Source organism: Streptomyces sp. NPDC013317 (genome assembly GCF_055563155.1).
This window is the reverse complement of record NZ_JBVHDX010000002.1, coordinates 304960-327622: the sequence shown is the minus strand read 5'-3', so window position 1 is coordinate 327622 and position 22663 is coordinate 304960. Positions and strand designations below refer to the sequence as shown.

Genomic DNA, 22663 nt, shown 5'->3' with positions numbered 1-22663 from the left:
TGACAATACCTCTGGGGGTGGATAGGACGCCCGCCGGGCGAAGGGCCCATAAAAGGGGACGAAAGGCCCTCCTGGGCGGGTGCGCGGAGCCGCCGGGAGCGCGAGCGCCGCGTCGGACGTGGGAGAATCGACGGAGCTCACACGTACCACTACCGAGCAGGAGACACGGCACGATGCGCATCGGAGTTCTCACCGCAGGCGGCGACTGCCCTGGCCTGAACGCAGTGATCCGGTCGGTCGTACACCGGGCGCTCACCGGCCACGGCGACGAAGTCATCGGCTTCGAGGACGGGTTCAAGGGTCTCCTCGACGGGCACTTCCGCCCCCTCGACCTCAACGCGGTCAGCGGCATCCTCGCCCGCGGCGGAACCATCCTCGGCTCCGCCCGCCTGGAGCGCAACCGGCTGTCCGAAGCCGCCGCGTCGGCCCCGGAGTTGGCCAGGGAGTACGGCATCGACGTGCTCATTCCGATCGGCGGCGAGGGCACGCTCACGGCCGCCCGGATGCTCGCGGACGCCGGCATGCCCGTCGTCGGTGTCCCCAAGACGATCGACAACGACATCTCCTCCACCGACCGCACCTTCGGCTTCGACACCGCCGTGGGCGTGGCGACCGAGGCCATAGACCGTCTCAAGACCACCGCCGAGTCCCACCAGCGCGTGATGGTCGTCGAGGTGATGGGCCGGCACGCCGGCTGGATCGCGCTGGAGTCCGGCATGGCCGGCGGCGCCCACGGCATCTGCCTGCCCGAGCGCCCCTTCCAGGTCGACGACCTCGTCAAGATGGTCGAGGAGCGCTTCGCGCGCGGCAAGAAGTTCGCCGTCATCTGCGTGGCCGAGGGCGCGCACCCGGCCGAGGGCTCCATGGAGTACAAGAAGGGCGAGATCGACCAGTACGGTCACGAGCGCTTCCAGGGCATCGGCACGCGGCTCGCCATCGAGCTGGAGCGACGCCTCGGCAAGGAGGCCCGGCCGGTCATCCTCGGTCACGTCCAGCGCGGCGGCACGCCGACCCCGTACGACCGGGTGCTCGCGACCCGCTTCGGCTGGCACGCCGTGGAGGCCGCGCACCGGGGCGACTTCGGCAGGATGACGGCGCTGCGCGGCACCGACATCCACATGGTCCCGCTGGCCGAGGCCGTCACGCAGCTGAAGACCGTCCCGTCGAGCCGGATGTCCGAGGCGGAGTCGGTCTTCTGACCCCATCCGGCCGAGCCGGGTCTTCTGGCCCCACCAGCCCGGGGCCTCGGTCCCGAGCCGTCCCGACACCGAAGGGCCCCGATCGTCCCCCGTGGACGATCGGGGCCCTTCCGTTCCCCCGTGCCTCCCCCCGTGGCGGTTCCGGCCCGGGGCCGGAATTGCCGATTTCCACTCTTGAGTTGAACAGCCGGATCAACAAGGCTTGGGGCTGTCCCGGACATGTCCCAACCCTGTCCGGGGGAGGGGCGGCGAGCACGCATGACCGAGGGACACGCCGGCGCGGACGGCGCCCCCGACCCGCGCGGGGCCACCGACGCCGCCTCGTTCATCGCGCGGCTCCAGGCACTCAAGGACTGGTCCGGACTGACCTACCGAGAGCTGTCGGCCCGGGCGGAGGCGCTCGGCGACGTCCTGCCCCGCTCGACCGTGGCCAACATGCTCGCGCGCTCGACCGTCCCCCGTGAGGAACTCCTGACGTCCTTCGTCCGCGCGTGCGGAGTGGCGCCCGAAGCGCTTGAGGACTGGCAGTCGGTCCGCAAGGAACTCGCGGTACGAGGGGTGTACGGGGGCGGCCCCGAGGGACTGGAGGAGGAGCCCGGGGAGCAGGATGCCGAGGAGTCAGGGACCGAGTGGCCGACGGGGTCGGCGCAGGACCCCGTCCTCGTCTCCGACTCCGTCCACGGCCCCGAGCCTTCGCCACCCGCTCCCGACCGCGACGCCGACCCCGGCCCCCGGATACCGCGGACGCTCGTCACCGTCGTCGCCGTCACCGGCCTCGTCCTCGCCACCGTCAGCGTGGTCGCCGCCCTGGTGCGGGACGAGGACGGCGACCGCCCGAGGACCGCGGCCACGGCCCTCACCGCGCCGGCCGCCGGGGACGTACGCATACGGGTGATCGGTTCGGACCTCTGCCTGAACGAGCGGCGAGGCGGCCGCAGCGGCCAGATCCATCAGCGGGAGTGCGAGGGCGCCGACGTCCCCCGGTACTCCCTCAAGGTCCTCGGCTCCGGGGAGTGGCGGATCGTCTCCGACCACCCCGACTACGGCCCCGGCTGCTCCGGCATCCCCTCCGGGGGCCGGATCCCCGACGCCGGGTTCGAGGACTCCGAGTGCGGGGACCCGTCGCGCGTGGAAACGTTCCGCCTGGAACCCTTCGGCACTCCGGTGACCGGCTACCGCATCGTCCCGAGGGGCTCGGCGACCGCGAACTCCTGCGTCACCGTCGTCGGCGACCGGGCCGCCGCCTGGGCGAAGCTGGCGCAGGCCCCGTGTCGTACGGACGCCCGGGGCCAGCTCTTCAGCTTCGACCGCCGCTGATGCCACGCGGCAGGACCGGGCCCGATCGACGCCGGTCGACCCCGACCGACCCGATCGACCCGATCAGCCCCGGATCATCGACATCAGCCGGTCGTGTGTCCCGGCGTCGGCCGCCGCCACGAGCCCACGGCCGCCGGCGCCGACCGGACCGCCGTCGATCCCGGTGACGACGCAGCCGGCCGCCCGGCACAGGGCGATGCCCGCGGCGAAGTGCACGCTGCCCGACAGGTCGCCGCCGTCGGTGACGTACGCGGCCCGCCTGCCGGCCGCGACCCAGGCCAGCGCCAGCGTGGACGACACGACCCGCGGCCGGAACCGCCCGACGAAGCGGGGGTGGGCCAGCAGGTCCACCGCCCGGAACCCCGGTGCGCTCGGAAACGGCGGATCGAGGTTGACGTCCACCAGGCTGGTGGCGGGCGTCGGCGCCAGCGGCATGACGGACCCCTCGCCGTCTCCGTTTCCGTCTCCGTCGCTCTCGCGCCGCACCCAGGCGGCCTCGCCGTCCGTGAAGAAGACCTCGCCGCTGAACGGGTCGGCCACCGCCGCGGCCCCGCCGAGCAGCGCCACGTTGACGGCCACGAGCATGTTGCCGACGGCGTAGTTCAGGGTGCCGCAGAGCGGATCCACCAGCCACCGGCGCGCGGCGTCGGCGGCACCCTGCCGACCGCTCTCCTCGCCGAGCACCGCGTCGTCGGGCCGAGCCGCCCGGATGACGTCGAGGATCGCCTTCTCCGCCGCCACGTCGGCGGCGGTGGCGAAGTCCCCGTCGCCCTTGTCGATACGGGCGAGCCGCCGGCCGTACAGGGTGCGTACGACGTCCGAGCCGGCGCCCACCGCGGCCACCGCGACATCCGTGTCGTCAAGGCGGTTCGCGGCTGAAGTGATCATGTCCATGGCCCGACCCTACCGACGGGAACACCGTTCCCGGCGGGCGTTCTACGGGCCGACGGCGTCCCAGAAGTGCTGGACGATCCCGTCCAGGTACTCCCGGCCGGACTCCCCGCTGCCACCCGACGCGCCCCAGCTGCTGGTGGCCGCCATCCTGGCGTGGTAGTCCGTGTGCAGACGCTGGAGCGCGGGCTCCAGGACCCGCTTCGTCAGCGGCAGCAGCTTCGCCACAGGGCGGACGTACGCCTGCCAGCGCGTCGTGGTCGCGTCCCGCAGCAGCCCCGCCAGCTCCTCGTCGCGGCCGGTCGCCTGCAGCAGTTCCTTCGGTCCGAGGCCGAGAGCCTCGGCGAGGGCGCCGGTCTGGCGTTCGTTGCCGCGCCAGCGGCCCGACTCCTCCATACGCGTGTAGGCGGCCGCGTCGAGGCCCACGTGCCGGGCCAGCTCGTCGAGGCCGATGCCGCGGGCGATCCGGTGTTCGCGAAGGGTGGTGGCGGCGGCGATCAGCTCGCCGGGGGCGCACCAGAGGACTCCCGCGAGTGCGGTGAGCTCGTGTGCCGTGGGGGCGAGGCGCCCGCGTTCCCAGGCGACGACGATGTCGGGGGTGGTGGCGAGGCCGTACTGCGCGCGGAGACCGTAGGCGACATGGCCGGGAGCCATGCCGAGGCCTTCGCGCAGTTGACGTGCGGCGAGCGCGTTGAAGGGAGGGGAGGGAGGGGTGTGGTGCACGCCCCACACCGTAGGTGCGGAACGTGACCGTGGGCTACGGTGCGTTCACCCAAGGCCAGAAGTCGTAGAAACGTGGGAACCCGACGGTAACCATCCGTAGTGATCACCTATGCGTTCGGTGACCGAAGATCGCCGTCCGGTCAGCGGACGATCGTCGTGATCCACCGGTACTGGAGCTCCGGTCGGCCGATCTGACCGTACTGCGGAGCCCGGGCGGCGCGCCCGTCCGTGACCAGGTGTTCCAGATAGCGGCGGGCGGTGATCCGGGAGATCCCGACGGCCGCCGCGGCCTCCGTGGCGGTCAGGCCGTCCGCGGCGTCCCGGAGGGTGCGGGTGACGGCCTCCAGGGTGGGAGCGCTCAGACCTTTGGGGAGCGAGGCCGGCTGCGGCGCCCGCAGCGTGGCCAGGGCGCGGTCCACCTCGTCCTGCCCGGCCGCCTCGCCGGCGGTGGCGCGGAACTCGGCGTACCGGGTGAGCCGGTCCCGCAGCGTCGCGAAGGTGAACGGCTTCAGGACGTACTGGACGACCCCCAGGGACACCCCCTCGCGCACGATCGCCAGATCGCGGGCCGATGTCACCGCGATCACGTCCGCGGAGTGCCCGCCCGCCCGCAGCGAGCGGAGCAGCTGGAGGCCGTGGCCGTCGGGGAGGTAGAGGTCGAGCAGGATGAGGTCGACAGGTGCGCGGTCGAGGACGCGCACGGCGGCGGCCCGGGAGTGCGCGATTCCGACGACCGTGAACCCCCGCACCCGCCCGGCGTAGAGCGCGTGCGCGTCGGCGGCGACGGGGTCGTCCTCGACCACCAGTACGCGGATGTCCTGGCTCATACGGGAACCTCCCTGCTCGTCCCGCCCCCGTCATGGTGCCTCGGCCCCGGCGGCCCGCCACCGGCCGGCTCCCGTACCAGCGGCAGTCGTACGGTGAACTCCGCGCCGCCCTCCGGAGGGTCGGTCAGGACCACCGTGCCCGAGGCGCGGGTGGCCGCCTGGCGGACCAGGGCGAGGCCGAGACCCCGCCCGGGACCGTGGGTGGACCAGCCGCGGTCGAAAGCCGTCTCGCGGTCGGCCTCGGCGATCCCCGGCCCGGTGTCGCGGACCCGGAGGAGGAGTTCGCCGTCGCGGGTACGGGCGGTGACCGTCACGCGCGCGTGCGGGGTGCCGCTCGTCGCGTCCACCGCGTTGTCGATCAGGTTTCCGAGGATCGTCACCAGGTCCCGCGACGGGATCTCCGGCGGCAGGAGCCCGTCGTCTATCCGACTGTCGTCGGTCAGGACCAGCTCCACACCCCGCTCGTTGGCCTGCGCCGCCTTGCCCAGGAGCAGCGCCGCGAGGACCGGCTCACCGACCGCGTCGACCACCCGGTCGGTGAGCGCCTGGGCCAGCTCCAGCTCCGCCGTGGCGAAGCCCACCGCCTCGTCCACCCGGCCGAGTTCGATCAGCGAGACGACCGTGTGGAGCCGGTTCGCGGCCTCGTGGGCCTGCGAGCGCAGCGCCTGCGTGAACCCCCGCTCGGACGTCAACTCGCCTGACAAAGCCTGGAGTTCGGTGCGATCCCGGAGCGTCACCACCGTTCCGCGACGCTCCCCGCCCACCACCGGGCGGGTGTTGACGACGAGTACGCGCTCCGCCGTCAGGTGCAGCTCGTCCACCCGCGGCTCGGAGGCGAGCAGCGCGCTGGTGAGCGAGACCGGAAGGCCCAGATCCGCGGCCGACCGGCCCACGACCTCCGCGTCCAGGCCGAGCAGCTCGCGCGCCCCGTCGTTGATCAGCGCGATCCGCCGCTGCCCGTCCAGCATCACCAGGCCCTCGCTCACCGCGTGCAGCGCCGCCTCGTGGTAGTCGTGCATCCGGCTCAGCTCGGTCGCGTTCATCCCGTGCGTGTGCCGCCGCAGCCGGGCGTTGATCACGTACGTACCGGCGCCGCCGAGCGCGAGCGCCGCGCCCGCCATTCCCAGGAGCGCGACGACCTGCTCCCGTACCTGCTCACTGATCTTCTCGATGGTGATGCCCGAGCTGACCAGGCCCACGACCCGTCCGTCGTCGAGCACCGGCGCGACCGCGCGGACCGAGCGGCCGAGCGTGCCCAGGTGCGTCTCGGAGAAGGTCGTCCCCCGCAGGGCCGGCTCGATGTGGCCGAGGTACGTGCGGCCGATCTGGTCCGGCTCGGGATGTGTCCACCGCGTGCCGTCGGGCGCCATGATCACGACGAAGGCCACGCCGGAGTGGAGCCGCAGCGACTCCGCGTACGGCTGGAGCCGCGCGCTCGGGTCGGGGGAGCCCGCCGCCTCCACCACGGAGGGGGACTCGGCGACGGCCGTCGCGAGCGCGGTGACCTGGCGGCGCGCGGTCTCCTCGGCCTGGTCCCGGTCGGTGAGGTAGGCGAAGACCGCGCACCCCGCCACGATCGCCGCCACCAGCACGACCTGCATCGCGAAGAGCTGGCCGGCGAGGCTCCGTGGACGGGGGACGGGTATGCGCATGCCGGACAGTGTGACAGTCCGGCCGTGAACGAAACGAACGCAAGCGTGACCCGGGTCACAGGCTGATGGATAGTCGCGGGGATCCACCGGGACGTGGACATCCATCAGCACGAGGAGGACCCCGTGGCCGCACGCCGGGACCGCACCCATTATCTGTATCTCGCCGTCATCGGAGCCGTGATTCTCGGCGTCACCGTCGGCTTCGTGGCGCCGGACTTCGCCGTCGAGCTCAAGCCGCTGGGCACCGGCTTCGTGAACCTGATCAAGATGATGATCTCCCCGATCATCTTCTGCACGATCGTTCTCGGCGTCGGCTCGGTCCGCAAGGCCGCGAAGGTCGGAGCCGTCGGCGGGCTCGCGCTCGGGTACTTCCTCGTCATGTCGACGGTCGCCCTCGCCATCGGCCTGGTCGTCGGCAACGTCCTGGAGCCGGGCTCCAGCCTCCACCTGACCAAGGAGGTCGCCGAGGCGGGCGCCCAGCAGGCCGACGGGGCGAGCGAATCGACGGCTGACTTCCTGCTCGGGATCATTCCCAAGACGCTGGTCTCCGCCTTCACCGAGGGCGAGGTCCTGCAGACCCTGCTCGTCGCGCTCCTCGCGGGCTTCGCCCTCCAGGCGATGGGACGGGCCGGAGAGCCCGTGCTGCGCGGCATCGGGCACATCCAGCGGCTGGTCTTCCGTATCCTCGCCATGATCATGTGGGTCGCGCCGATCGGCGCGTTCGGTGCCATGGCCGCGGTCGTCGGCGCGACCGGCGTCGACGCGCTGAAGTCGCTCGCGGTCATCATGATCGGCTTCTACGTCACCTGCGCCCTGTTCGTCTTCGTGGTGCTCGGCGCGATCCTCCGGATCGTCGCGGGCGTCAACATCCTCACGCTCCTGAAGTACCTGGGCCGTGAGTTCCTGCTGATCCTCTCCACCTCGTCCTCCGAGTCCGCGCTGCCGCGGCTCATCGCGAAGATGGAGCACCTGGGTGTCAGCAAGCCCGTCGTCGGCATCACCGTCCCGACCGGCTACTCCTTCAACCTGGACGGCACGGCGATCTACCTGACGATGGCCTCGCTCTTCGTCGCCGAGGCGATGGGCAACCCGCTCTCCGTCGCCGAGCAGATCAGCCTGCTGGTCTTCATGATCATCGCCTCGAAGGGCGCCGCCGGTGTCACCGGCGCGGGCCTGGCGACCCTCGCCGGCGGTCTGCAGTCGCACCGCCCCGAGCTCGTCGACGGCGTCGGCCTGATCGTCGGCATCGACCGCTTCATGAGCGAGGCCCGGGCCCTGACGAACTTCGCCGGCAACGCGGTCGCGACCGTCCTCGTCGGCACCTGGACCAAGGAGATCGACAAGGAGCGGGTGGTGGAGGTGCTCGCGGGGCGGGTTCCGTTCGACGAGAAGACCCTCGTCGACGACCACGCGGTCCTGCCGGAGCCGGAGGAGGAGTCGGACGTACCGGACCAGCGCCTCGGCAAGGGCGACGAGAAGGCCCGCGCGGGCGTCTGAGCGATATCGGATCCAGGATCCAATGTCCGAAATCCATGATTCCGGACACCGGATCCTGGACATTGGATCCACCACATGGATCCGGAGACCACCCCGGCTCCCGGGCCTTGAGCCGGATCCGGGCTCCGGGGTACGGGACGCCCCCGGCCGCTCACGCGGCCGGGGGCGCCTTTCCCGTAGGTCACCGATCCGCCTCACGGGTCCGCAGGGCCGTCCCGCCCCGCCGATCCGCGTCGGTCACCGCTCAGGAGAACGGGATCCGCACCACCGACTGGTTCCCCACTCCGACCGTGCTCGGCCCGTTCCCGATCGCGTTCCACACCTCGACCCGGACCCGTCCGTTCGACAGGTTCCCGTGGCTGCCGGTCGCCGACTTCAGGCCGCTCGCCTGGGTGTAGTGCTCGTACCCCGGCACCGGATCGGTCGCGAAGTACTGGTACGTCTCCACCCGCTCCCAGCTCCCGTCGCCCGTGCGGTCGTAACTGACCCGCACCTGCTGTCCGTTGGCGACCACCGCCCCCGCGTCCACGAACAGGTCGAACTGGGTCGCACCGCCGTTGTACGTCCGCGTGATCGGACCGGAGGTGAAGACCTGCGGGTTGGCCGGCGCGCCGTCGTGGTTCCCACCGCCCGCCGAGGCGAGGGAGACGGTCGAGGCGGCCGCCTGGGCGTCCCCGGCGTCCGAACCCGTCCGCAGGTACAGCTGCGAGGAGCCCGAGGGCGGCGGAGTGGTCGGCGGCGTCGTCGGCGGGGTCGTCGTTCCGCCGCCCTTCGTCCACACCGCCACGTAGTCGACCAGCATCGGCCGCCCCGACACCGTCGCGGCCGTCGGCGTCGGACCGCCCAGGGCGTCCGGGAAGGCGCCGCCCATCGCCACGTTGAGCAGCAGGAAGTAGCCCGCGTGGCTGGTCATGTCGGCCCACGCCTGGGCGCCCACCCGGTTCTCGTCGACGCTGTGGAAGAGCTGGTCGTCCACGTACCAGCGCAGCGCGTTGGGGGAGACCGAACGGTCCCACTCGAAGCGGTACGTGTGGAACGCCGACTGGCAGCTCGCGCCCGGGCAGACGCGGCTGGCACCGATGCCGGTGGTCTCGCCGCACGGCCCGCCGGGGTTGACGCCGCAGTGCAGCACTCCCCAGACCGAGTTGATGCCGTTGACGTTCTCCATGATGTCGAACTCGCCGATGGCGGGCCAGTTCCAGTAGTTGCCGCGGTAGGGCGCGCCGAGCGCCCAGAACGCGGGCCAGTAGCCCTTGGCGGCGTCACCCGTCACGTTCGGCATCTGAATCCGGCCCTCGATGCGGAGGGTCCCGCCGGCCGGAGCCTTGAAGTCGGCCCGCTTCGTCTCGATCCGGCCCGAGGTCCAGTTGCCCGCGCCGTCCTTCAGCGGGGTGATGCGGAGGTTCCCGGTGCCGTCGAGGCGCACGTTGTCGGGGCTCGACGTGTAGTTCTGTATCTCTCCGGTGCCCCAGTTCCCGGGGCCGCCCGGATAGCCGTGGCCGGTGTCGATCTGCCAGTCGGCGCCGTTGGGCAGGGAGCGGTCGGGGCCGTCGAAGTCGTCGCTCCACTGGAGCGACCAGCCGGGCGCCGGGGGTACGGCGCCGCTGGCGGTGCCGGCCCCGCCGAGGCCGAGCAGGGCGCCCGCGGCGAGGGTACCGGCGAGGAGCGATGCGAGAAGAGGGGTGCGTCGGACGCGGCTCAAGGAGAACACCTCCGGTGGGGGTTGAGGGCGTGAGAGCGCTCTCAGGAAGCTTTTGTAGATGGAGACACCCAGCCCGTCAATGGGTTCGGTGCCTTCGACTACCGAACGACCACCGAACGTCCAGCTCGGCCAACTCCCGTGTAGTGAGCACGAGTTCGGAGGCCGCGGCCGAATCCCGCACGGTCTCCGGCCGGCTCGCCCCCGGGATCGGCAGCACCGTCTCCGAACGGGCCAGCAGCCAGGCGAGCGCCACCCGCTGCGGGCTTACCCCGCGCTCCCGCGCCACCCGGTGGAACGCCCAGGACTCCGGGTTCGCCTCCAGGGCGGACGTCCCGTCCAGCGAGCTGCGCGAGATCCCGCCCAGCGGGCTCCAGGGCATGAACGCGAGACCGAGTTCCGCGCAGAGCCGCAGCTCCGGCTCGGAGGACCGGACCGCCGGTGAGTACCGGTTCTGCACGGAGACGAGCCGCTCACCCAGGATCTCCCGGGCGAGCCGGATCCCCTCGACGTCCACGTTCGAGATCCCGGCCAGCCGGATCGTGCCCGCGTCCAGCAACTCCCTCATCGAGCCCAGCGATTCGGCGTACGGCACGGCCGGGTCCGGCTTGTGGAGCTGGTACAGCCCGATCGCCTCGACGCCGAGCCGCCGCGCCGACGCCTCGGCCGCCCGCCGCAGATGCTCCGTCCGCCCGTCGACCGTCCAGCCGCCGTCGGCGGTCCGCCCGCGCCCGCCCTTCGTCGCCACCAGCACGTCCCCGGTCCGGCCGCGACCCCCGTACGCGGCCAGCGCCCGCGCCAGCAGCAGCTCGCCGGCGCCCGGCTCACCACCCGGCGGGTGGTAGGAGTCCGCCGTGTCGAGCAGCGTCACGCCCGCGTCCAGCGCCGCGTGGACCGTGGCCAGGGCGCGGGCCTCGTCGGGGTGCCCCTCGATGGAGAGCGGCATGGCCCCGAGCCCGATCTCGCCGACCCGTACGTCACCGAGCACGCGGTACCGCATCAGCGCACCCCCAGCGTCTCGGAGAGAGCCTGCCCCAGCCACTCCGTGGAACGGCGGAAGGAGAAACCGAGCGCCGTCGCCCTGGAGTTGTCCATTCCGTACGAGCGGGCGAACGAGAAGGGCGACACCTCGCCGACCTCGACCTCCCGGAAAACGGTCCGGCCCCCGATCCGGCGCTCGATCTCGGCGCAGATGTCGGCGGTGGTGAGCGGGCCGTGGGAATGCGCGTTGACCGGCCCGGTGAACGAGGCCTCGGCCGCCCAGGCCAGGAATTCCGCGATCTCCTCCACGTACACGTAGGTGGCAGGATGATTCTCCGCGGGGACGGAGATCGGTTCGCCGGCCCGGATACGATCCGCGTAATGGCCGACCCGGCCGGTGAAGTCGTCCTCGCCACCCAGCACGTGGGCGACCCTTACGGCCACGTAAGGGAATGCGGGCCCGGCCGCGAAGACCGCCTCCGCCTGCCGCTTCCCCTCTCCGTAGTGCGTGGCGAGGAACTCCGGGTCGTCCCAGGGGAGATCGGGATCGACGACGACGGTGCGCGGGTCGACCGCCTCCTCCCGCACGGGTTCGGCCGCGTTCTCGTACGCGTACACCTCGACCGTCGACGTCATCACATAGCGCCGTGTGCGCGGCCCGAGAACCCGCCGTGCGATCGCCGCCTGGCGCGGGGTGTAACAGACCTGGTCGACGACGACATCGAATTCCCGGTCGCCCAACGCGCTTTCCAGAGCGGCCTCGTCGTTCCGGTCGGCGATCAGATGGTCCACGCCCTTCGGAACACCCGAAGAACCCCGGTTGAGAATCGTCACGCCATGTCCGGATTCCAGTAGACGGGACGTCAGGCGCTTTCCGAAATAACGGTTGCCGCCGATGATCAATGCGTTCATGCGACAAGTGTTACGTTGAGCGCTCGTTGACTGAAGGGGGAAACATGGGAGTCCAGGCCGCCGCACCGAAGGAACCACGGCATTCGCGCCCTGTCGCCGACGAAACCTCGGCGGGGGCCTTCGACCCCATCGACCGGCAGATCCTGGAACTCCTCCAGGAGGACGGCCGGATCAAGCTCAGCGAACTCGGCCGCCGCGTCCGGCTGAGCCCCGCGGCCGTCACCGAGCGGGTCCGCAGGCTGGAGGCCTGCGGAGCGATCACGGGCTACGGCGCCCATGTCTCCCCGGCCCGCCTTGGCTACGGCATCCGGGCCTTCATCCGCGTCGACCCGCACGGCGGCTACACCCTCAGACACCCCAGAACACTGGAGCTGACCGGCCGCCCGGAGGTCCTGGAGGCCCACCACCGTCGTCGGCGAGGACTGCTGGATCCTCAAGGTCGCCGTCACCGACACCCTCCACCTCGAGGACGTCCTGGAACAGACCTCGGCGCTCGGCCGGACGACCACGTCGATCGTCCTGTCGTCCCCGGTGGAACGCAAACCGCTCCTGCCGCCGGCGCCGTGAACGAGTCCTGACATCCCGCCGGCCGCTCCCCCCGCCGGCCGCTCCCCCCGCCGGCCGCCCCCCCCGGCCGGCCGCGGCGCACGACGCGGAGGGTGTCGGCTCCCTCCTGTCAGGACTGGGCGGCCTCGGCCTCCGCCTTCTCCTTCAGAGGCTTGTAGACCGCGTCCCACGCACCGGGGCGCCTGTGGAGGTCCCCAACCAGGAGCGTGAACAGGTTCGCGTCGAAATTGACCCCGTACAGACCGCCGTCGATGTTGTTGCCGTTGACGACGACCGTGGGTGTGCCCGGGCCGATGGGATCGTCTCCGGTCTTCTCGTAGGCCTGCTGGGAGGCGGTGACGAACGAGCGGTACTTCATCGTCCTGACCGCCAGGTCGAAGGTCTCATCGCGAAGCCCCGGAACCTCGTCGGCCAGCTCCAGAAGGCGTTCGGTGGTGAACCCGCCGCTGCTTTCCACGGCGGCCTGGTTCTCGAAGATCACCGCGTGGTACTCGACGAACTTCTGTTTCTCCAGAGCGGCACGCAGTGCGTTCACCGTGCGCTTCGATCCGTCGCCTCCGAGACGCTCGTCCTTGAAGGAGGCGAAGGTGTACTCGGCCCTGATCTCTCCCGTGAGCAGTAGCTTCTGGAGACCTTCGGCGCCCGTGCGCTCGTACTCCTCTACGACCGGGCACCGCGGATCCTCGTACACGCGCACCGTCGAACGAGCCGCGGGATTCCCGACCACGATCGTCGTGCCGTCCTGATCCCGCTCCTCCGGCAGCCGCTCGGCGGACGCGTAGCGGGCCGTCCCGGTCCGTACGGCCGGGTGGGAACCCCCGGGCTCTTCTCCGTTCTCCGGCCCGGCTTCTCCGGCCCGGTGGCCGAGCGGCGTGCATCCCACGAAGGCGCCTATGAGACCTACCGTGATGGCCACGCGTACCGTTCTGCTGATCTCCATCGAACTCCTGTTCCTCCCCTGTGAACAGGCGGACTCTACGCGTCCGTTCGGACAGTCGCTCCACAGGGCCTTTGCCTTGACGTCGGCGTCAAGGCGTACGTTCGGGGACATGCGAATCGGCGAGCTGGCCGAGCGGGCCGGAACGACCACGCGGACTCTGCGCTACTACGAGTCCCGTGGCCTTCTGGCAGCCCGGCGCACGGAGAACGGCTACCGCACGTACGACGAGGACGACCTGCGTCTCCTCCGGCAGATCAGGGGCCTGCAGGACTTCGGGTTCGAACTGGAGGAGACCCGGCCGTTCGTCGAGTGCCTGCGGGCGGGCCACCCCGCGGGGGACGCCTGCCCCGCCTCGCTCGACGTGTACCGCCGCAAGCTCGCGGAGCTGGACGGCCTCGTCGAGCAGCTCCAGGCGGTACGCGCGCAGGTCGCCGCGCAACTGCTGAGGGCCGAGGCGGAACTGCCGGGCGGCCCCGAACCCACCTGCGAACTCGGAGGATGAGCCATGACCGACGTAACCGACGTGACGGACGCGGTGTTCGACCACGAGGTACTCCAGGCGGACCTCCCGGTCCTGGTGAAGTTCACCGCGGACTGGTGCGGCCCGTGCCGCCAACTCGAGCCGGTGCTCGCCGCGATCGCGCAGGAGGAGCACGGCCGGCTGAAGATCGTCCGGATCGACGTGGACCGCAACCCGGAGACGACGGTCCGCTTCGGCGTCCTGGCCACGCCCACGCTCATGGTGTTCCGCGCCGGCGAACCCGTGAAGTCCCTCGTCGGCGCCCGCCCGAAGCGCCGCCTCCTCCACGAGCTGGAGGACGCCTTGACCCCGGCGGCCCGGTAGTCCTCTGGCAGGATCGCCTGATACGACGACGGCAGACGTCGCAACGGGAGAAGAGAGAGCCACAGGCATGACCGACAAGCCATCGCTGCGCGCGTACATCGACCGCTACGCGGCGGGTGAGATCCCGCGCGACGAGGCGCTGGCCGCCATCGCCGCCTGGGACTTCGAGGAGGAGTGGTTCGACCCCACCCACACGGCCCCGACGCACCAGGACAACACCCTGGCCGTGGTCAACCAGGCATGGGGCCTCGGGAAGCTGCGGGACGAGGACATCGAGGTCATCCGTTCTGCCCTCAAGCGACGTGGGTTCTGACCTGAGATCGTCCGTGCCGGGCAGAGGAAGGAAGCGCGCGTGTCAGTGACGGGGGAGTACGAGCCGGTCTACCGAGAGCTCCAGCGGCGGATGAGTACCGGCGGGGACCTGGCGATGGGAGGGGACTTCGACACCCAGAACCGGCATATGGAAGCTGGAATCTGGACTCTCCAGCGCAAGGGTCTGCACGTCGAGCTTCTCGAGCAGTTCAAGGAACAGTGCAAGGGCAAGCCCCGCGACGGCCACGCCGTGCTCTTCACGGGCGGGGCACCCGGCTCCGGCAAGGGCAGGGCGCAGAAGAACATGGCGCTGTGGGAGTCGCAGGACACCGCGCTCGGTGAGGAACTGCGCCGCCTGCACGGTGTGGACCTCGACGACTACGTCGTCCTCGATCCGGACGAGTTCAAGGTGAAGCTCTTCGAGCACGGTGGCGCGCCGGAGCTTCCCGCCTCCCGCGACCGACTGCACGACGGCCGCGCGTTGTCCCCGTCGGAGAAGGCCTCTCTGGTCCACCGCGAGTCGGGCCATGTCCAGAACATGATCGAGCAGTGGGCCCGTAGCGAGGGTTACAACCTGCTCTACGACCAGTCCCTGCGCGCCCTCGGCTGGACCGCGAACCTTCTCAACGACCTTCAGAACGAGGGCTACGACAAGCGTGTCGTGCTGTCCGTCGAGGTCCCCGAGGAGCAGTGTCTGCAGCAGAACGCCGACCGCTGGATGACCGGCCGTGAACGGTTCGACGCCGGGCAGGACTGGTACGGCGGCCGGATGGCGCCCGAGGGGTTCATCCGGAGCCTGTACGAGGCGAGCGAGACGGGCCGGGGCTACTCCGTCGGCCGGGAGAACGCCGAGCACCTCGCGGAGCAGGGCCTGGCCACCGGGCTCATCACCACCGACCGGGGGGACTTCCGCGCCAAGCCCGCTGCCCCTCCGCTCCCGGCGGCCGCCCCGCCCGTCCCGACCCGGCCCCCCGCGCAGGCCTTCCAGCAGGGTGACACCACGGTAGGGGTGGGCAGGGGCGCCGCGTTCATGCCTGGCGTGACGGTGACCCCGACGCGCCCCCCGGCCTCCCGGGGTCCCGTCACCCCGACGACACCCCCGCCGCCCACGCCGGGACCGGCGCGCGGCACGGGCGTCGACCGCTGACGGCGCAGGACCGGGGTCGGGGCCTGGACCCGGATCACGACCGGGACTCAGGCCCCGACCCCGACCCGACCAGAGGCTCCTCCTCCCACAGTGCGGTGCTGTGCGCGCCGATGAGGTGTTCGATCCGGCGCAGGGCCTCGTCGGCCGGCAGGGGGGCGAGTCGGCGGCCGTCGCGCAGCCGCAGGGCCACCAGACCGTCCGCCGCCTCCCTCGCGCCGACCACCGCCTGGTACGGCACGAGGCGGGCCTCCCGGACGCGGGCGCCCAGGCTGCCGCGGTCGGGGCCCGCCACCTCCGCCCTCAGACCGCGCTCCACACACCGTGCGGCGAGCGCCTCGGCGACGGACCGCTCGGACTCCGAGACCGGCAGGACGACCAGCTGGACGGGGGCCAGCCAGCCGGGGAACGCGCCGCCGTGCTGTTCGAGGAGGTGGGCGACGGCACGCTCCACACTGCCGACGACACTGCGGTGGATCATGACCGGCCGGTGCCGCGCGCCGTCCGCGCCGATGTAGCGCAGGTCGAACCGCTCCGGCTGGTGGAAGTCGATCTGCACGGTCGACAGGGTGGACTCACGGCCGGCCCGGTCGGCGACCTGCACATCGATCTTCGGACCGTAGAACGCGGCCTCGCCCTCGGCGGACTCGTACGGCAGCCCCGAGTCGTCGAGCACCTCCCGGAGCAGGGCCACGGAGCGCTGCCACAGCTCGGGGGCGTCGACGTACTTCCCGCCCGGCCCGGGCAGCGAGAGCCGGTAGCGCGCGGGGACGATGCCCATCGCCTCGTACGCCCTCCGGATCAGCTCCAGCGCGCCCGCGGCCTCCTCCCGGACCTGGTCCAGGGCGCAGAAGATGTGCGCGTCGTTGAGCTGGATGGCCCGGACCCGGGTCAACCCGCCGAGGACGCCGGAGAGTTCGGAGCGGTACATGGGCCCGAGTTCGGCCATGCGCAGGGGCAGGTCGCGATGACTGTGGGGGCGGGAGCGGTAGATCACCGCGTGGTGGGGGCAGAGGCTGGGGCGCATGACGACCTGCTCTCCGCCGAGCTCCATGGGCGGGAACATGTCGTCGCTGTAGTGCGCCCAGTGCCCTGAGATCTCGTAGAGCTCCCGCTTCCCGAGGACGGGCGAGTACACGTGCCGGTATCCGGCGCGCCGCTCGACCTCCCGTACGTACTCCTCCAACGCGTGCCGTACGGCAGCTCCGTCGGGCAGCCAGTACGGCAGGCCGGCCCCGATCAGCGGGTCGGTGTCGAACAGGTCCAGCTCGCGTCCGAGCCTGCGGTGGTCGTGGTGCATGTCGCCCTCCTGGGGGTGGCCGCCCGGGGGCGAGCGGCCGGAGGAACGACGAAGCCCCGGGGCGCTCGGCCCCGGGGCTTCGTGACGTGGACAGTGGTCAGCGCGCCGGGACACTCTCCGGCGTCGTCGTGATGACCGCGGCACGCTTCATACGGTCGACCGTAGCGGGTCCGCCCCCGGCGCGCACCGGGTTATGCGGGGAGCCTGAGCCCCACGCGGCGCGTCACGAGGTTCACCGAGGTGACCTCGACGGACACCTCGTCCCCCGCGCGCGGGGTGAGTGCGCCGAGGTCGTCCTCGTGGAGCAGCCCCTCGACGTCCGGTGCCACCCTGACGAAGACCCCGAAGGGCACGACCTCGGTGACCCTCCCGGCCCTGGCCCCGGCGAACCCTCCGCGGGCGAAGGCGGTCAGCGGATCGGGCTCCAGGGCCTTGAGCGAGAGCGCGATCCTTTCCCGCTCCATGTCGATGTCCAGGACCTCGACGGTCACCTCCTGGCCTTCCCGCACCACGTCCGAGACGGCGTCGACGTGCCGCCAGGACAGCTCGGCCACATTGATCATGCCGTCCAGGCCGCCCAGCTCGACGAAGGCGCCGTACCGTTCGATCCGCGAGACCACACCCGTGCGGACCTCGCCCCGCTCCAGGCCCCTCAGGAACGCCTCCCGCTCCGGTCCCGTCAGCGTCAGCAGCTCCCGGGCAGCCGCGAACGCCGACTCGCTCAGCAGCGACCGCCACCGTGTGAAAAGCCTCAGCAGCGCTCCGCCGTGCCGCGAGAAGAGCTCCCGGTTCTCCCGCAGCACGTCGACCTCGTTCGCGGCCGTCAGCTCCGCGAAATCGGCCCGCTGCCGCGCCGTCGGAAGGAAGGTCCCGCCGGTGAACCGGTCCCGGAAGGTACCGTCCTCGCTCCCGAGGCGCGCGTACGAGAATTCCCGGTCGCAGCTCGCGTAGAAGTACACGAGCTCCTCGGCCTCCGCCCCGATCGCCGACGCCAGGACCTCGCGCTTCTCCAGCGGCAGCAGGTGCTCGGGAAAGCCGTCCGTGCCGTAGAAGGCGTGGCACAGTCCGGCGAGCCGAAGGGCGTCCCGCGCGCCCCAGGAGGCCAGTCGGGCCTCGACCCGGTCCAGATGACCGAGCAGCGTGCCCCCCGGATGCCGCAGCGTGTCCGCTCCCCGCGCGATCAGCAGATCGCGTGCCGCGTCCTTACCCGTGTCTCTCCCCATGAGACATGAAAATACCCCGACTAGAATTGCAGTCGGGGTCGGAACTCGCGTATATTCATGGATTCCGTGTCTACGCACAACAAGGCACAACAGAAGACACGGAGAAGTTCAATAAACGCACTGTATCGCGCCGGGAGTCGAATTGTCAACCGAGGAATTTCGGAAAGAGCAGCAATTCATCACAGAGCTCTACGCACGACTCGACCACCTGAGGGACCAGGCCGAGGCGGCCGTCGGGCAGGCCCTGAAGACGCCCTGGGTCGGCAACCAGGGACGCCTCGAACGTGACGTGCTGGTCGCCGAACAGTCCGGCGTGCTCGGCGCCCTCAACGCGGGGGAGAGCGGCCTCTGCTTCGGGCGGCTCGTCTTCCAGGACGGGCGCGACCACCACATCGGCCGCATCGGCGTCCGGAAGGACGACCCGAACCGCACCCCCCTCGTCGTCGACTGGCGCGCCGACGTCGCCCGGCCGTTCTACCTCGCCACCGGGTACGAGCCGATGGGCCTCAGCCGCCGCCGGCACATCACCACCCGGGGCCGCGAGGTGACCGCCCTCCACGACGAGGTCCTCGACCTCGCCGACCGGACCCGGACCGGGCACGAGAACCGGGACGCCGACGAGGTGCTGCTCGCCTCGCTCGACGCGGCCCGCACCGGACGCATGCACGACATCGTGCAGACCATCCAGGCCGAGCAGGACCGCATCATCCGCTCCCCGCACCGCGGCGTCCTCGTCGTCGAGGGCGGCCCCGGCACCGGCAAGACCGCCGTGGCCCTGCACCGTGCCGCGTACCTCCTCTACGCGCACCGCGAGCAGCTCGCCAAGCGCGCCGTCCTCATCGTCGGGCCCAACCCCGCCTTTCTCGGCTACATCGGCAACGTCCTGCCCTCCCTCGGCGAGACCGGCGTCCTGCTCGCCACCCCCGCCGAGCTCTTCCCCGGCGTCCGCGCCACCGGTACGGACGCCCCGCGCGCCGCCGCCGTCAAGGGCGCCGCCACGATGGCCGAGGCCCTCGCCCACGCGGTACGAGACCGGCAGCAGGTCCCCGACCGCGGCGAGCCGCTCGTCGTCCCGCACGACGACGGCGACCTCGTCATCGACTGGGACATGGCCCTGGAAGCCCGTCACAAGGCCCGCGAGACCGCCCTGCCGCACAACCTCGCCCGCCCCTACTTCGTCTTCAACATCCTCGACGCCCTCGCCGAACAGCTCGCCGACCGGATCGGCGCCGACCCCTACGGCGGCCCCAACTTCCTCGGCCCCGACGACATCGCCCTGCTCGCCAAGGGCATCGCCGCGAGCGCCGAGGTCCACGCGGCCCTCGACACCCTGTGGCCACACCTCACCCCCGAGTCCTTCCTCGCCGACTACCTCGCCGAGCCCACCCACCTCACCGAGGAGGACGCGGCTGCGATCCGGCGCGAGGAAGGGCCCTGGACCCCCGCCGACGTACCCCTGCTCGACGAGGCCGCCGAACTCCTCGGCGTGGACGACTCCGCCGCCCGCGCGGCCGCCGAGGCCGAGCGGGAGAAGCAGATCCGGTACGCGCAGGGCGTGCTCGACGTCAGCTACGCCTCCCGCACCTACGAGTTCGAGGACAAGGAGGAGCAGGACAAGGACGCCGCCGAGGTCCTCGCCGCGCACGACATCATCGACGCCGAGCGGTTCGCCGAGCGCCACGAGGAGGCCGACCACCGCAGCGCCGCCGAACGCGCCGCCGCCGACCGCACCTGGGCCTTCGGCCACATCATCGTCGACGAGGCGCAGGAGCTCTCCGCGATGGCCTGGCGGCTGCTGATGCGCCGCAGCCCCAACCGCTCGATGACCCTCGTCGGCGACCCGGCGCAGACCGGCGACGCGGCGGGCGTCGGGGCGTGGGAGCGGATCCTCGCGCCGTACGTGGACGACCGCTGGGAGCTCGTACGGCTCGGCGTCAACTACCGCACCCCCGCCGAGATCATGGCCGTCGCCGCCGACGTCAGGCGCGAGGCCGACCCGGACTTCGAGCCGCCCCGCTCGGTGCGCACCACCGGCGTCGAGCCTTGGGAGCGGACCGTCGAGGACCCGGTGAAGGAGACGGCCGACGCCGTCGCCGCCGAGACCCGCGAAGAGGGCCGCCTCGCGGTGATCGCCCCGCCGGAGCTCCACCCGGAGCTGATCGCGGCCCTGCCGGAGGCCTCGCACGGGGCGGCGCCCGACCTGACCCGCCCCGTGGTCCTGCTCGACCCCCGTCAGGCCAAGGGCCTGGAGTTCGACACGGTCCTCGTCGTCGACCCGGACGGCATCCGGGCCGGCGCCACGCACGGCATCAACGACCTGTACGTGGCGCTGACCCGGGCCACCCAGCGGCTGGGGATCGTCAGGCGGGCCTGAGCCAGACCGTCGCCAGCGGCGGCAGCGTCATCCGCACGCTCGCCGAACGGCCGTGGGAGGGCGTCGACTCGGTCTTCACCGGGTCGGTGCTCACCACGCCACCGCCGCCGTAGCGCGTCTCGTCCGTGTTCAGGACCTCCACCCATGCGGCGCACGTGTCCGGGACCCCGAGCCGGAAGTCGTGCCGTACCACGGGGGAGAAGTTGCAGACCGCGAGCAGCGGCGAGCCGCTGGCGTCGTAGCGGAGGAAGGCGAAGACGTTGTCCTCGGCCGCGTCGCCGACCACCCACTGGAAGCCCGCGGGGGCGGTGTCCCGCTCCCACAGCGCCGGGGTGTCGCCGTACACCGTGTTCAGGTCCCGCACGAGGTCCCGTACGCCCCGGTGGTCCGCCTCCGCGCCGTACGACGGGTCGAGCAGCCACCAGTCCGGCCCGTGTTCGGCCGACCACTCCGCGCCTTGGGCGAACTCCTGCCCCATGAAGAGCAGTTGCTTGCCCGGGTGGGCCCACATGAAGCCCAGGTACGCGCGGTGGTTGGCACGCTGCTGCCACCAGTCGCCGGGCATCTTCGACACGAGGGACTGCTTGCCGTGCACGACCTCGTCGTGGGAGATCGGCAGGATGTAGTTCTCGCTGTACGCGTACACCATCGAGAACGTCATCTCGTTGTGGTGGTACTTGCGGTGCACCGGCTCCTTGGAGACGTAGCCCAGGGAGTCGTGCATCCAGCCCATGTTCCACTTCATGCCGAAGCCGAGACCGCCGAAGCCGCCGGGACCGACCTGGTCGGTCGCCCTCGTCACGCCGTCCCAGGCCGTCGACTCCTCGGCGAAGGTGATGACACCGGGGCAGCGGCGGTAGACCGTCGCGTTCATCTCCTGGAGGAACGCGACCGCGTCCAGGTTCTCCCGCCCGCCGAACTCGTTCGGCAGCCACTCGCCGTTCTCACGCGAGTAGTCGAGGTAGAGCATCGAGGCGACCGCGTCCACGCGCAGACCGTCGAGGTGGAATTCCTCGCACCAGTAGACCGCGTTGGCGACCAGGAAGTTCCGCACCTCCTTGCGGCCGTAGTCGAACTCCAGCGTCCCCCAGTCCGGGTGCGCGGAGCGGCGCGGGTCCTCGTGCTCGTACAGCGGCCGGCCGTCGAACTCCGCGAGCGCCCAGTCGTCGCGCGGGAAGTGCGCGGGCACCCAGTCCATCAGGACGCCGATCCCGGCCCGGTGCAGCGCGTCGACGAGGTACTTGAAGTCGTCGGGCGTGCCCATACGGGCCGTCGGCGCGTAGAAACCGGTGACCTGGTAGCCCCAGGAGCCGCTGAAGGGGTGCTCGGCGACGGCCATGAACTCCACGTGCGTGAAGCCGAGGTCGCGGACGTAGGCCGGCAGCTGCTCGGCGAGCTGCCGGTACGTCAGACCCGGCCGCCAGGACGGCAGGTGGAGCTCGTAGACGGAGAACGGCGCCTCGTGGTGCGGGCGCGCGCCGCGGCCCGCCATCCACTGCGCGTCGCTCCACTCGTGGTACGAGTCGGTGACGATCGAGGCGGTGTTCGGGGGGCACTCGGTGTGCCGGGCCATCGGATCGGCGCGCAGCGTGTGGGAGCCGTCGGGCCGGGTGATGTCGAACTTGTACACCGCGCCCTCGCCGATCCCGGGCACGAACAGCTCCCAGACACCGGTCGCGCCCAGCGAGCGCATCGGCAGCGCGGTGCCGTCCCAGTGGGTGAAGTCGCCGGTGACACGGACGCCGCGGGCGTTCGGGGCCCAGACCGTGAACCGGGTGCCGGTGACGCCCTGGTGGACCATGGGCCGCGCTCCGAGCGCCTTCCACAGCTCCTCGTGCCGGCCCTCCCCGATCAGATGGAGGTCGAGGTCGCCGAGCGCGGGCAGGAAGCGGTACGGGTCCTCCACGGGCAGCTCGTCGCCGTCGTAGCGGACCCGGAGCTCGTACGGGGGGATCTTGCGCAGCAGCGGCAGGAGCCCCGAGAAGAGGCCGTCGCCGTCGTCGTGCAGGACGACGCGCTTGCCCTTGGCGAGGACCGCGACCTCACGGGCGTACGGGCGCAGCACCCGGATCGCGACGCCACCGCGGACGGGGTGCGCGCCGAGGAGGGCGTGCGGGTCGTGGTGCTCGCCGGCGAGCAGCCTCGCCCGGTCCCCGGGATCGAGCGGCGGCGCCTTCTTTACCTCCTGGGCGGCCCGGGGTGCGGGCGTCTTGGCCGGGGGCGCTGCCGTCTTACGAGCGGATCGGGCGGTCACGGGGATG

Annotated in this window: 19 protein-coding genes and 1 pseudogene; 9 read left to right on the top strand and 11 right to left on the bottom strand. The window is 71.6% G+C overall.

From position 1 onward, the window contains the following. Window positions 1-173: 173 nt before the first annotated feature. Window positions 174-1199 carry an ATP-dependent 6-phosphofructokinase gene (locus tag ACZ3IJ_RS06185; protein WP_391798379.1) on the top strand — a complete coding sequence of 342 codons (1026 nt, stop codon included), beginning with the start codon at window positions 174-176 and terminating at the stop codon, window positions 1197-1199. Window positions 1200-1457: 258 nt separating this feature from the next. Next, window positions 1458-2516: a helix-turn-helix domain-containing protein gene (locus tag ACZ3IJ_RS06180; RefSeq protein WP_467466506.1), complete on the top strand. Its 1059-nt coding sequence runs from the start codon at window positions 1458-1460 to the stop codon at window positions 2514-2516. Window positions 2517-2579: 63 nt separating this feature from the next. Here ACZ3IJ_RS06180 and ACZ3IJ_RS06175 read toward each other — a convergent pair whose 3' ends face one another. The 4 genes from ACZ3IJ_RS06175 to ACZ3IJ_RS06160 all read right to left on the bottom strand — a co-directional run bounded on the left by ACZ3IJ_RS06175 (window position 2580) and on the right by ACZ3IJ_RS06160 (window position 6609). After that, on the bottom strand, window positions 2580-3404 hold the full coding sequence (locus ACZ3IJ_RS06175; RefSeq protein WP_467466946.1) for an inositol monophosphatase family protein: 825 nt from the start codon (window positions 3402-3404) through the stop codon (window positions 2580-2582). A gap of 48 nt (window positions 3405-3452) precedes the next feature. Beyond that, window positions 3453-4061, bottom strand: coding sequence for a helix-turn-helix domain-containing protein (locus ACZ3IJ_RS06170; RefSeq protein ID WP_467466945.1), 609 nt, complete (start codon window positions 4059-4061; stop codon window positions 3453-3455). Between the two features lie 209 nt (window positions 4062-4270). Beyond that, on the bottom strand, window positions 4271-4957 hold the full coding sequence (locus ACZ3IJ_RS06165) for a response regulator (protein ID WP_467466504.1): 687 nt from the start codon (window positions 4955-4957) through the stop codon (window positions 4271-4273). Then, on the bottom strand, window positions 4954-6609 hold the full coding sequence (locus tag ACZ3IJ_RS06160; RefSeq protein ID WP_467466503.1) for a sensor histidine kinase: 1656 nt from the start codon (window positions 6607-6609) through the stop codon (window positions 4954-4956). The genes ACZ3IJ_RS06165 and ACZ3IJ_RS06160 overlap by 4 nt, the downstream gene beginning before the upstream one ends. Window positions 6610-6708: 99 nt before the next feature. Between ACZ3IJ_RS06160 and ACZ3IJ_RS06155 the strand changes: the two genes are divergently transcribed. Then, the gene (locus ACZ3IJ_RS06155; protein ID WP_467466943.1) at window positions 6709-8106 is read left to right on the top strand and encodes a cation:dicarboxylate symporter family transporter; all 1398 of its coding nucleotides are present in this window, start codon (window positions 6709-6711) and stop codon (window positions 8104-8106) included. Window positions 8107-8350: 244 nt separating this feature from the next. Here the strand turns inward: ACZ3IJ_RS06155 and ACZ3IJ_RS06150 are convergent, their stop codons facing one another. From ACZ3IJ_RS06150 to ACZ3IJ_RS06140, 3 genes are all read right to left on the bottom strand, one after another. Beyond that, the gene (locus tag ACZ3IJ_RS06150; protein WP_467466502.1) at window positions 8351-9808 is read right to left on the bottom strand and encodes a glycoside hydrolase family 16 protein; all 1458 of its coding nucleotides are present in this window, start codon (window positions 9806-9808) and stop codon (window positions 8351-8353) included. Window positions 9809-9884: 76 nt separating this feature from the next. Next, window positions 9885-10805: an aldo/keto reductase gene (locus ACZ3IJ_RS06145; RefSeq protein WP_467466501.1), complete on the bottom strand. Its 921-nt coding sequence runs from the start codon at window positions 10803-10805 to the stop codon at window positions 9885-9887. Beyond that, the gene (locus ACZ3IJ_RS06140; RefSeq protein WP_467466500.1) at window positions 10805-11698 is read right to left on the bottom strand and encodes an NAD-dependent epimerase/dehydratase family protein; all 894 of its coding nucleotides are present in this window, start codon (window positions 11696-11698) and stop codon (window positions 10805-10807) included. The genes ACZ3IJ_RS06145 and ACZ3IJ_RS06140 overlap by 1 nt, the downstream gene beginning before the upstream one ends. Before the next feature lie 44 nt (window positions 11699-11742). Between ACZ3IJ_RS06140 and ACZ3IJ_RS06135 the strand changes: the two are divergent. Beyond that, window positions 11743-12265 (top strand): annotated as a pseudogene (locus tag ACZ3IJ_RS06135) (Lrp/AsnC family transcriptional regulator). Window positions 12266-12374: 109 nt separating this feature from the next. Here ACZ3IJ_RS06135 and ACZ3IJ_RS06130 read toward each other — a convergent pair. Further along, a complete protein-coding gene (locus ACZ3IJ_RS06130) occupies window positions 12375-13205 on the bottom strand; it encodes a DsbA family protein (protein WP_467466498.1) in 831 nt (276 codons plus the stop codon). 109 nt (window positions 13206-13314) lie between these two features. On the opposite strand from ACZ3IJ_RS06130, the gene ACZ3IJ_RS06125 reads away from it, so the two are divergent. The 4 genes from ACZ3IJ_RS06125 to ACZ3IJ_RS06110 all read left to right on the top strand — a co-directional run bounded on the left by ACZ3IJ_RS06125 (window position 13315) and on the right by ACZ3IJ_RS06110 (window position 15508). Then, window positions 13315-13707 (top strand): MerR family transcriptional regulator, encoded by a 393-nt coding sequence (locus tag ACZ3IJ_RS06125; RefSeq protein WP_467466497.1) that lies wholly within the window; start codon window positions 13315-13317, stop codon window positions 13705-13707. Between the two features lie 3 nt (window positions 13708-13710). Then, window positions 13711-14049 (top strand): thioredoxin, encoded by a 339-nt coding sequence (trxA, locus tag ACZ3IJ_RS06120; protein WP_467466496.1) that lies wholly within the window; start codon window positions 13711-13713, stop codon window positions 14047-14049. A gap of 67 nt (window positions 14050-14116) precedes the next feature. After that, window positions 14117-14362 carry a hypothetical protein gene (locus ACZ3IJ_RS06115; protein ID WP_467466495.1) on the top strand — a complete coding sequence of 82 codons (246 nt, stop codon included), beginning with the start codon at window positions 14117-14119 and terminating at the stop codon, window positions 14360-14362. Between the two features lie 39 nt (window positions 14363-14401). Continuing rightward, window positions 14402-15508 carry a zeta toxin family protein gene (locus tag ACZ3IJ_RS06110; protein WP_467466494.1) on the top strand — a complete coding sequence of 369 codons (1107 nt, stop codon included), beginning with the start codon at window positions 14402-14404 and terminating at the stop codon, window positions 15506-15508. 34 nt (window positions 15509-15542) lie between these two features. Here ACZ3IJ_RS06110 and thrS read toward each other — a convergent pair whose 3' ends face one another. Both thrS and ACZ3IJ_RS06100 read right to left on the bottom strand, forming a co-directional pair. Beyond that, window positions 15543-16805, bottom strand: coding sequence for a threonine--tRNA ligase (gene thrS, locus ACZ3IJ_RS06105; RefSeq protein ID WP_467466493.1), 1263 nt, complete (start codon window positions 16803-16805; stop codon window positions 15543-15545). Between the two features lie 191 nt (window positions 16806-16996). Continuing rightward, window positions 16997-18028, bottom strand: coding sequence for a DUF6817 domain-containing protein (locus tag ACZ3IJ_RS06100; protein ID WP_467466492.1), 1032 nt, complete (start codon window positions 18026-18028; stop codon window positions 16997-16999). A 142-nt stretch (window positions 18029-18170) separates the two neighbouring features. On the opposite strand from ACZ3IJ_RS06100, the gene ACZ3IJ_RS06095 reads away from it, so the two are divergent. Then, the gene (locus tag ACZ3IJ_RS06095; protein ID WP_467466491.1) at window positions 18171-20402 is read left to right on the top strand and encodes a HelD family protein; all 2232 of its coding nucleotides are present in this window, start codon (window positions 18171-18173) and stop codon (window positions 20400-20402) included. Here the strand turns inward: ACZ3IJ_RS06095 and glgB are convergent. Then, window positions 20389-22656, bottom strand: a complete 2268-nt coding sequence (glgB, locus tag ACZ3IJ_RS06090; RefSeq protein WP_467466490.1) for a 1,4-alpha-glucan branching enzyme — start codon at window positions 22654-22656, stop codon at window positions 20389-20391. The two genes, ACZ3IJ_RS06095 and glgB, sit on opposite strands and share 14 nt — an antisense overlap. Window positions 22657-22663 lie beyond the last annotated feature (7 nt).

Bases quoted from the DNA above. Each gene is read 5' to 3' on its own strand.
- ACZ3IJ_RS06130 (WP_467466498.1), bottom strand. From the start codon at position 13,205: ATGGAGATCAGCAGAACGGTACGCGTGGCCATCACGGTAGGTCTCATA.
- ACZ3IJ_RS06180 (WP_467466506.1), top strand. From the start codon at position 1,458: ATGACCGAGGGACACGCCGGCGCGGACGGCGCCCCCGACCCGCGCGGG.
- ACZ3IJ_RS06175 (WP_467466946.1), bottom strand. From the start codon at position 3,404: ATGATCACTTCAGCCGCGAACCGCCTTGACGACACGGATGTCGCGGTG.
- trxA (WP_467466496.1), top strand. From the start codon at position 13,711: ATGACCGACGTAACCGACGTGACGGACGCGGTGTTCGACCACGAGGTA.
- thrS (WP_467466493.1), bottom strand. From the start codon at position 16,805: ATGCACCACGACCACCGCAGGCTCGGACGCGAGCTGGACCTGTTCGAC.
- ACZ3IJ_RS06100 (WP_467466492.1), bottom strand. From the start codon at position 18,028: ATGGGGAGAGACACGGGTAAGGACGCGGCACGCGATCTGCTGATCGCG.
- ACZ3IJ_RS06160 (WP_467466503.1), bottom strand. From the start codon at position 6,609: ATGCGCATACCCGTCCCCCGTCCACGGAGCCTCGCCGGCCAGCTCTTC.
- ACZ3IJ_RS06165 (WP_467466504.1), bottom strand. From the start codon at position 4,957: ATGAGCCAGGACATCCGCGTACTGGTGGTCGAGGACGACCCCGTCGCC.
- ACZ3IJ_RS06145 (WP_467466501.1), bottom strand. From the start codon at position 10,805: ATGCGGTACCGCGTGCTCGGTGACGTACGGGTCGGCGAGATCGGGCTC.
- ACZ3IJ_RS06125 (WP_467466497.1), top strand. From the start codon at position 13,315: ATGCGAATCGGCGAGCTGGCCGAGCGGGCCGGAACGACCACGCGGACT.
- ACZ3IJ_RS06185 (WP_391798379.1), top strand. From the start codon at position 174: ATGCGCATCGGAGTTCTCACCGCAGGCGGCGACTGCCCTGGCCTGAAC.
- ACZ3IJ_RS06140 (WP_467466500.1), bottom strand. From the start codon at position 11,698: ATGAACGCATTGATCATCGGCGGCAACCGTTATTTCGGAAAGCGCCTG.
- ACZ3IJ_RS06115 (WP_467466495.1), top strand. From the start codon at position 14,117: ATGACCGACAAGCCATCGCTGCGCGCGTACATCGACCGCTACGCGGCG.
- ACZ3IJ_RS06170 (WP_467466945.1), bottom strand. From the start codon at position 4,061: ATGGCTCCCGGCCATGTCGCCTACGGTCTCCGCGCGCAGTACGGCCTC.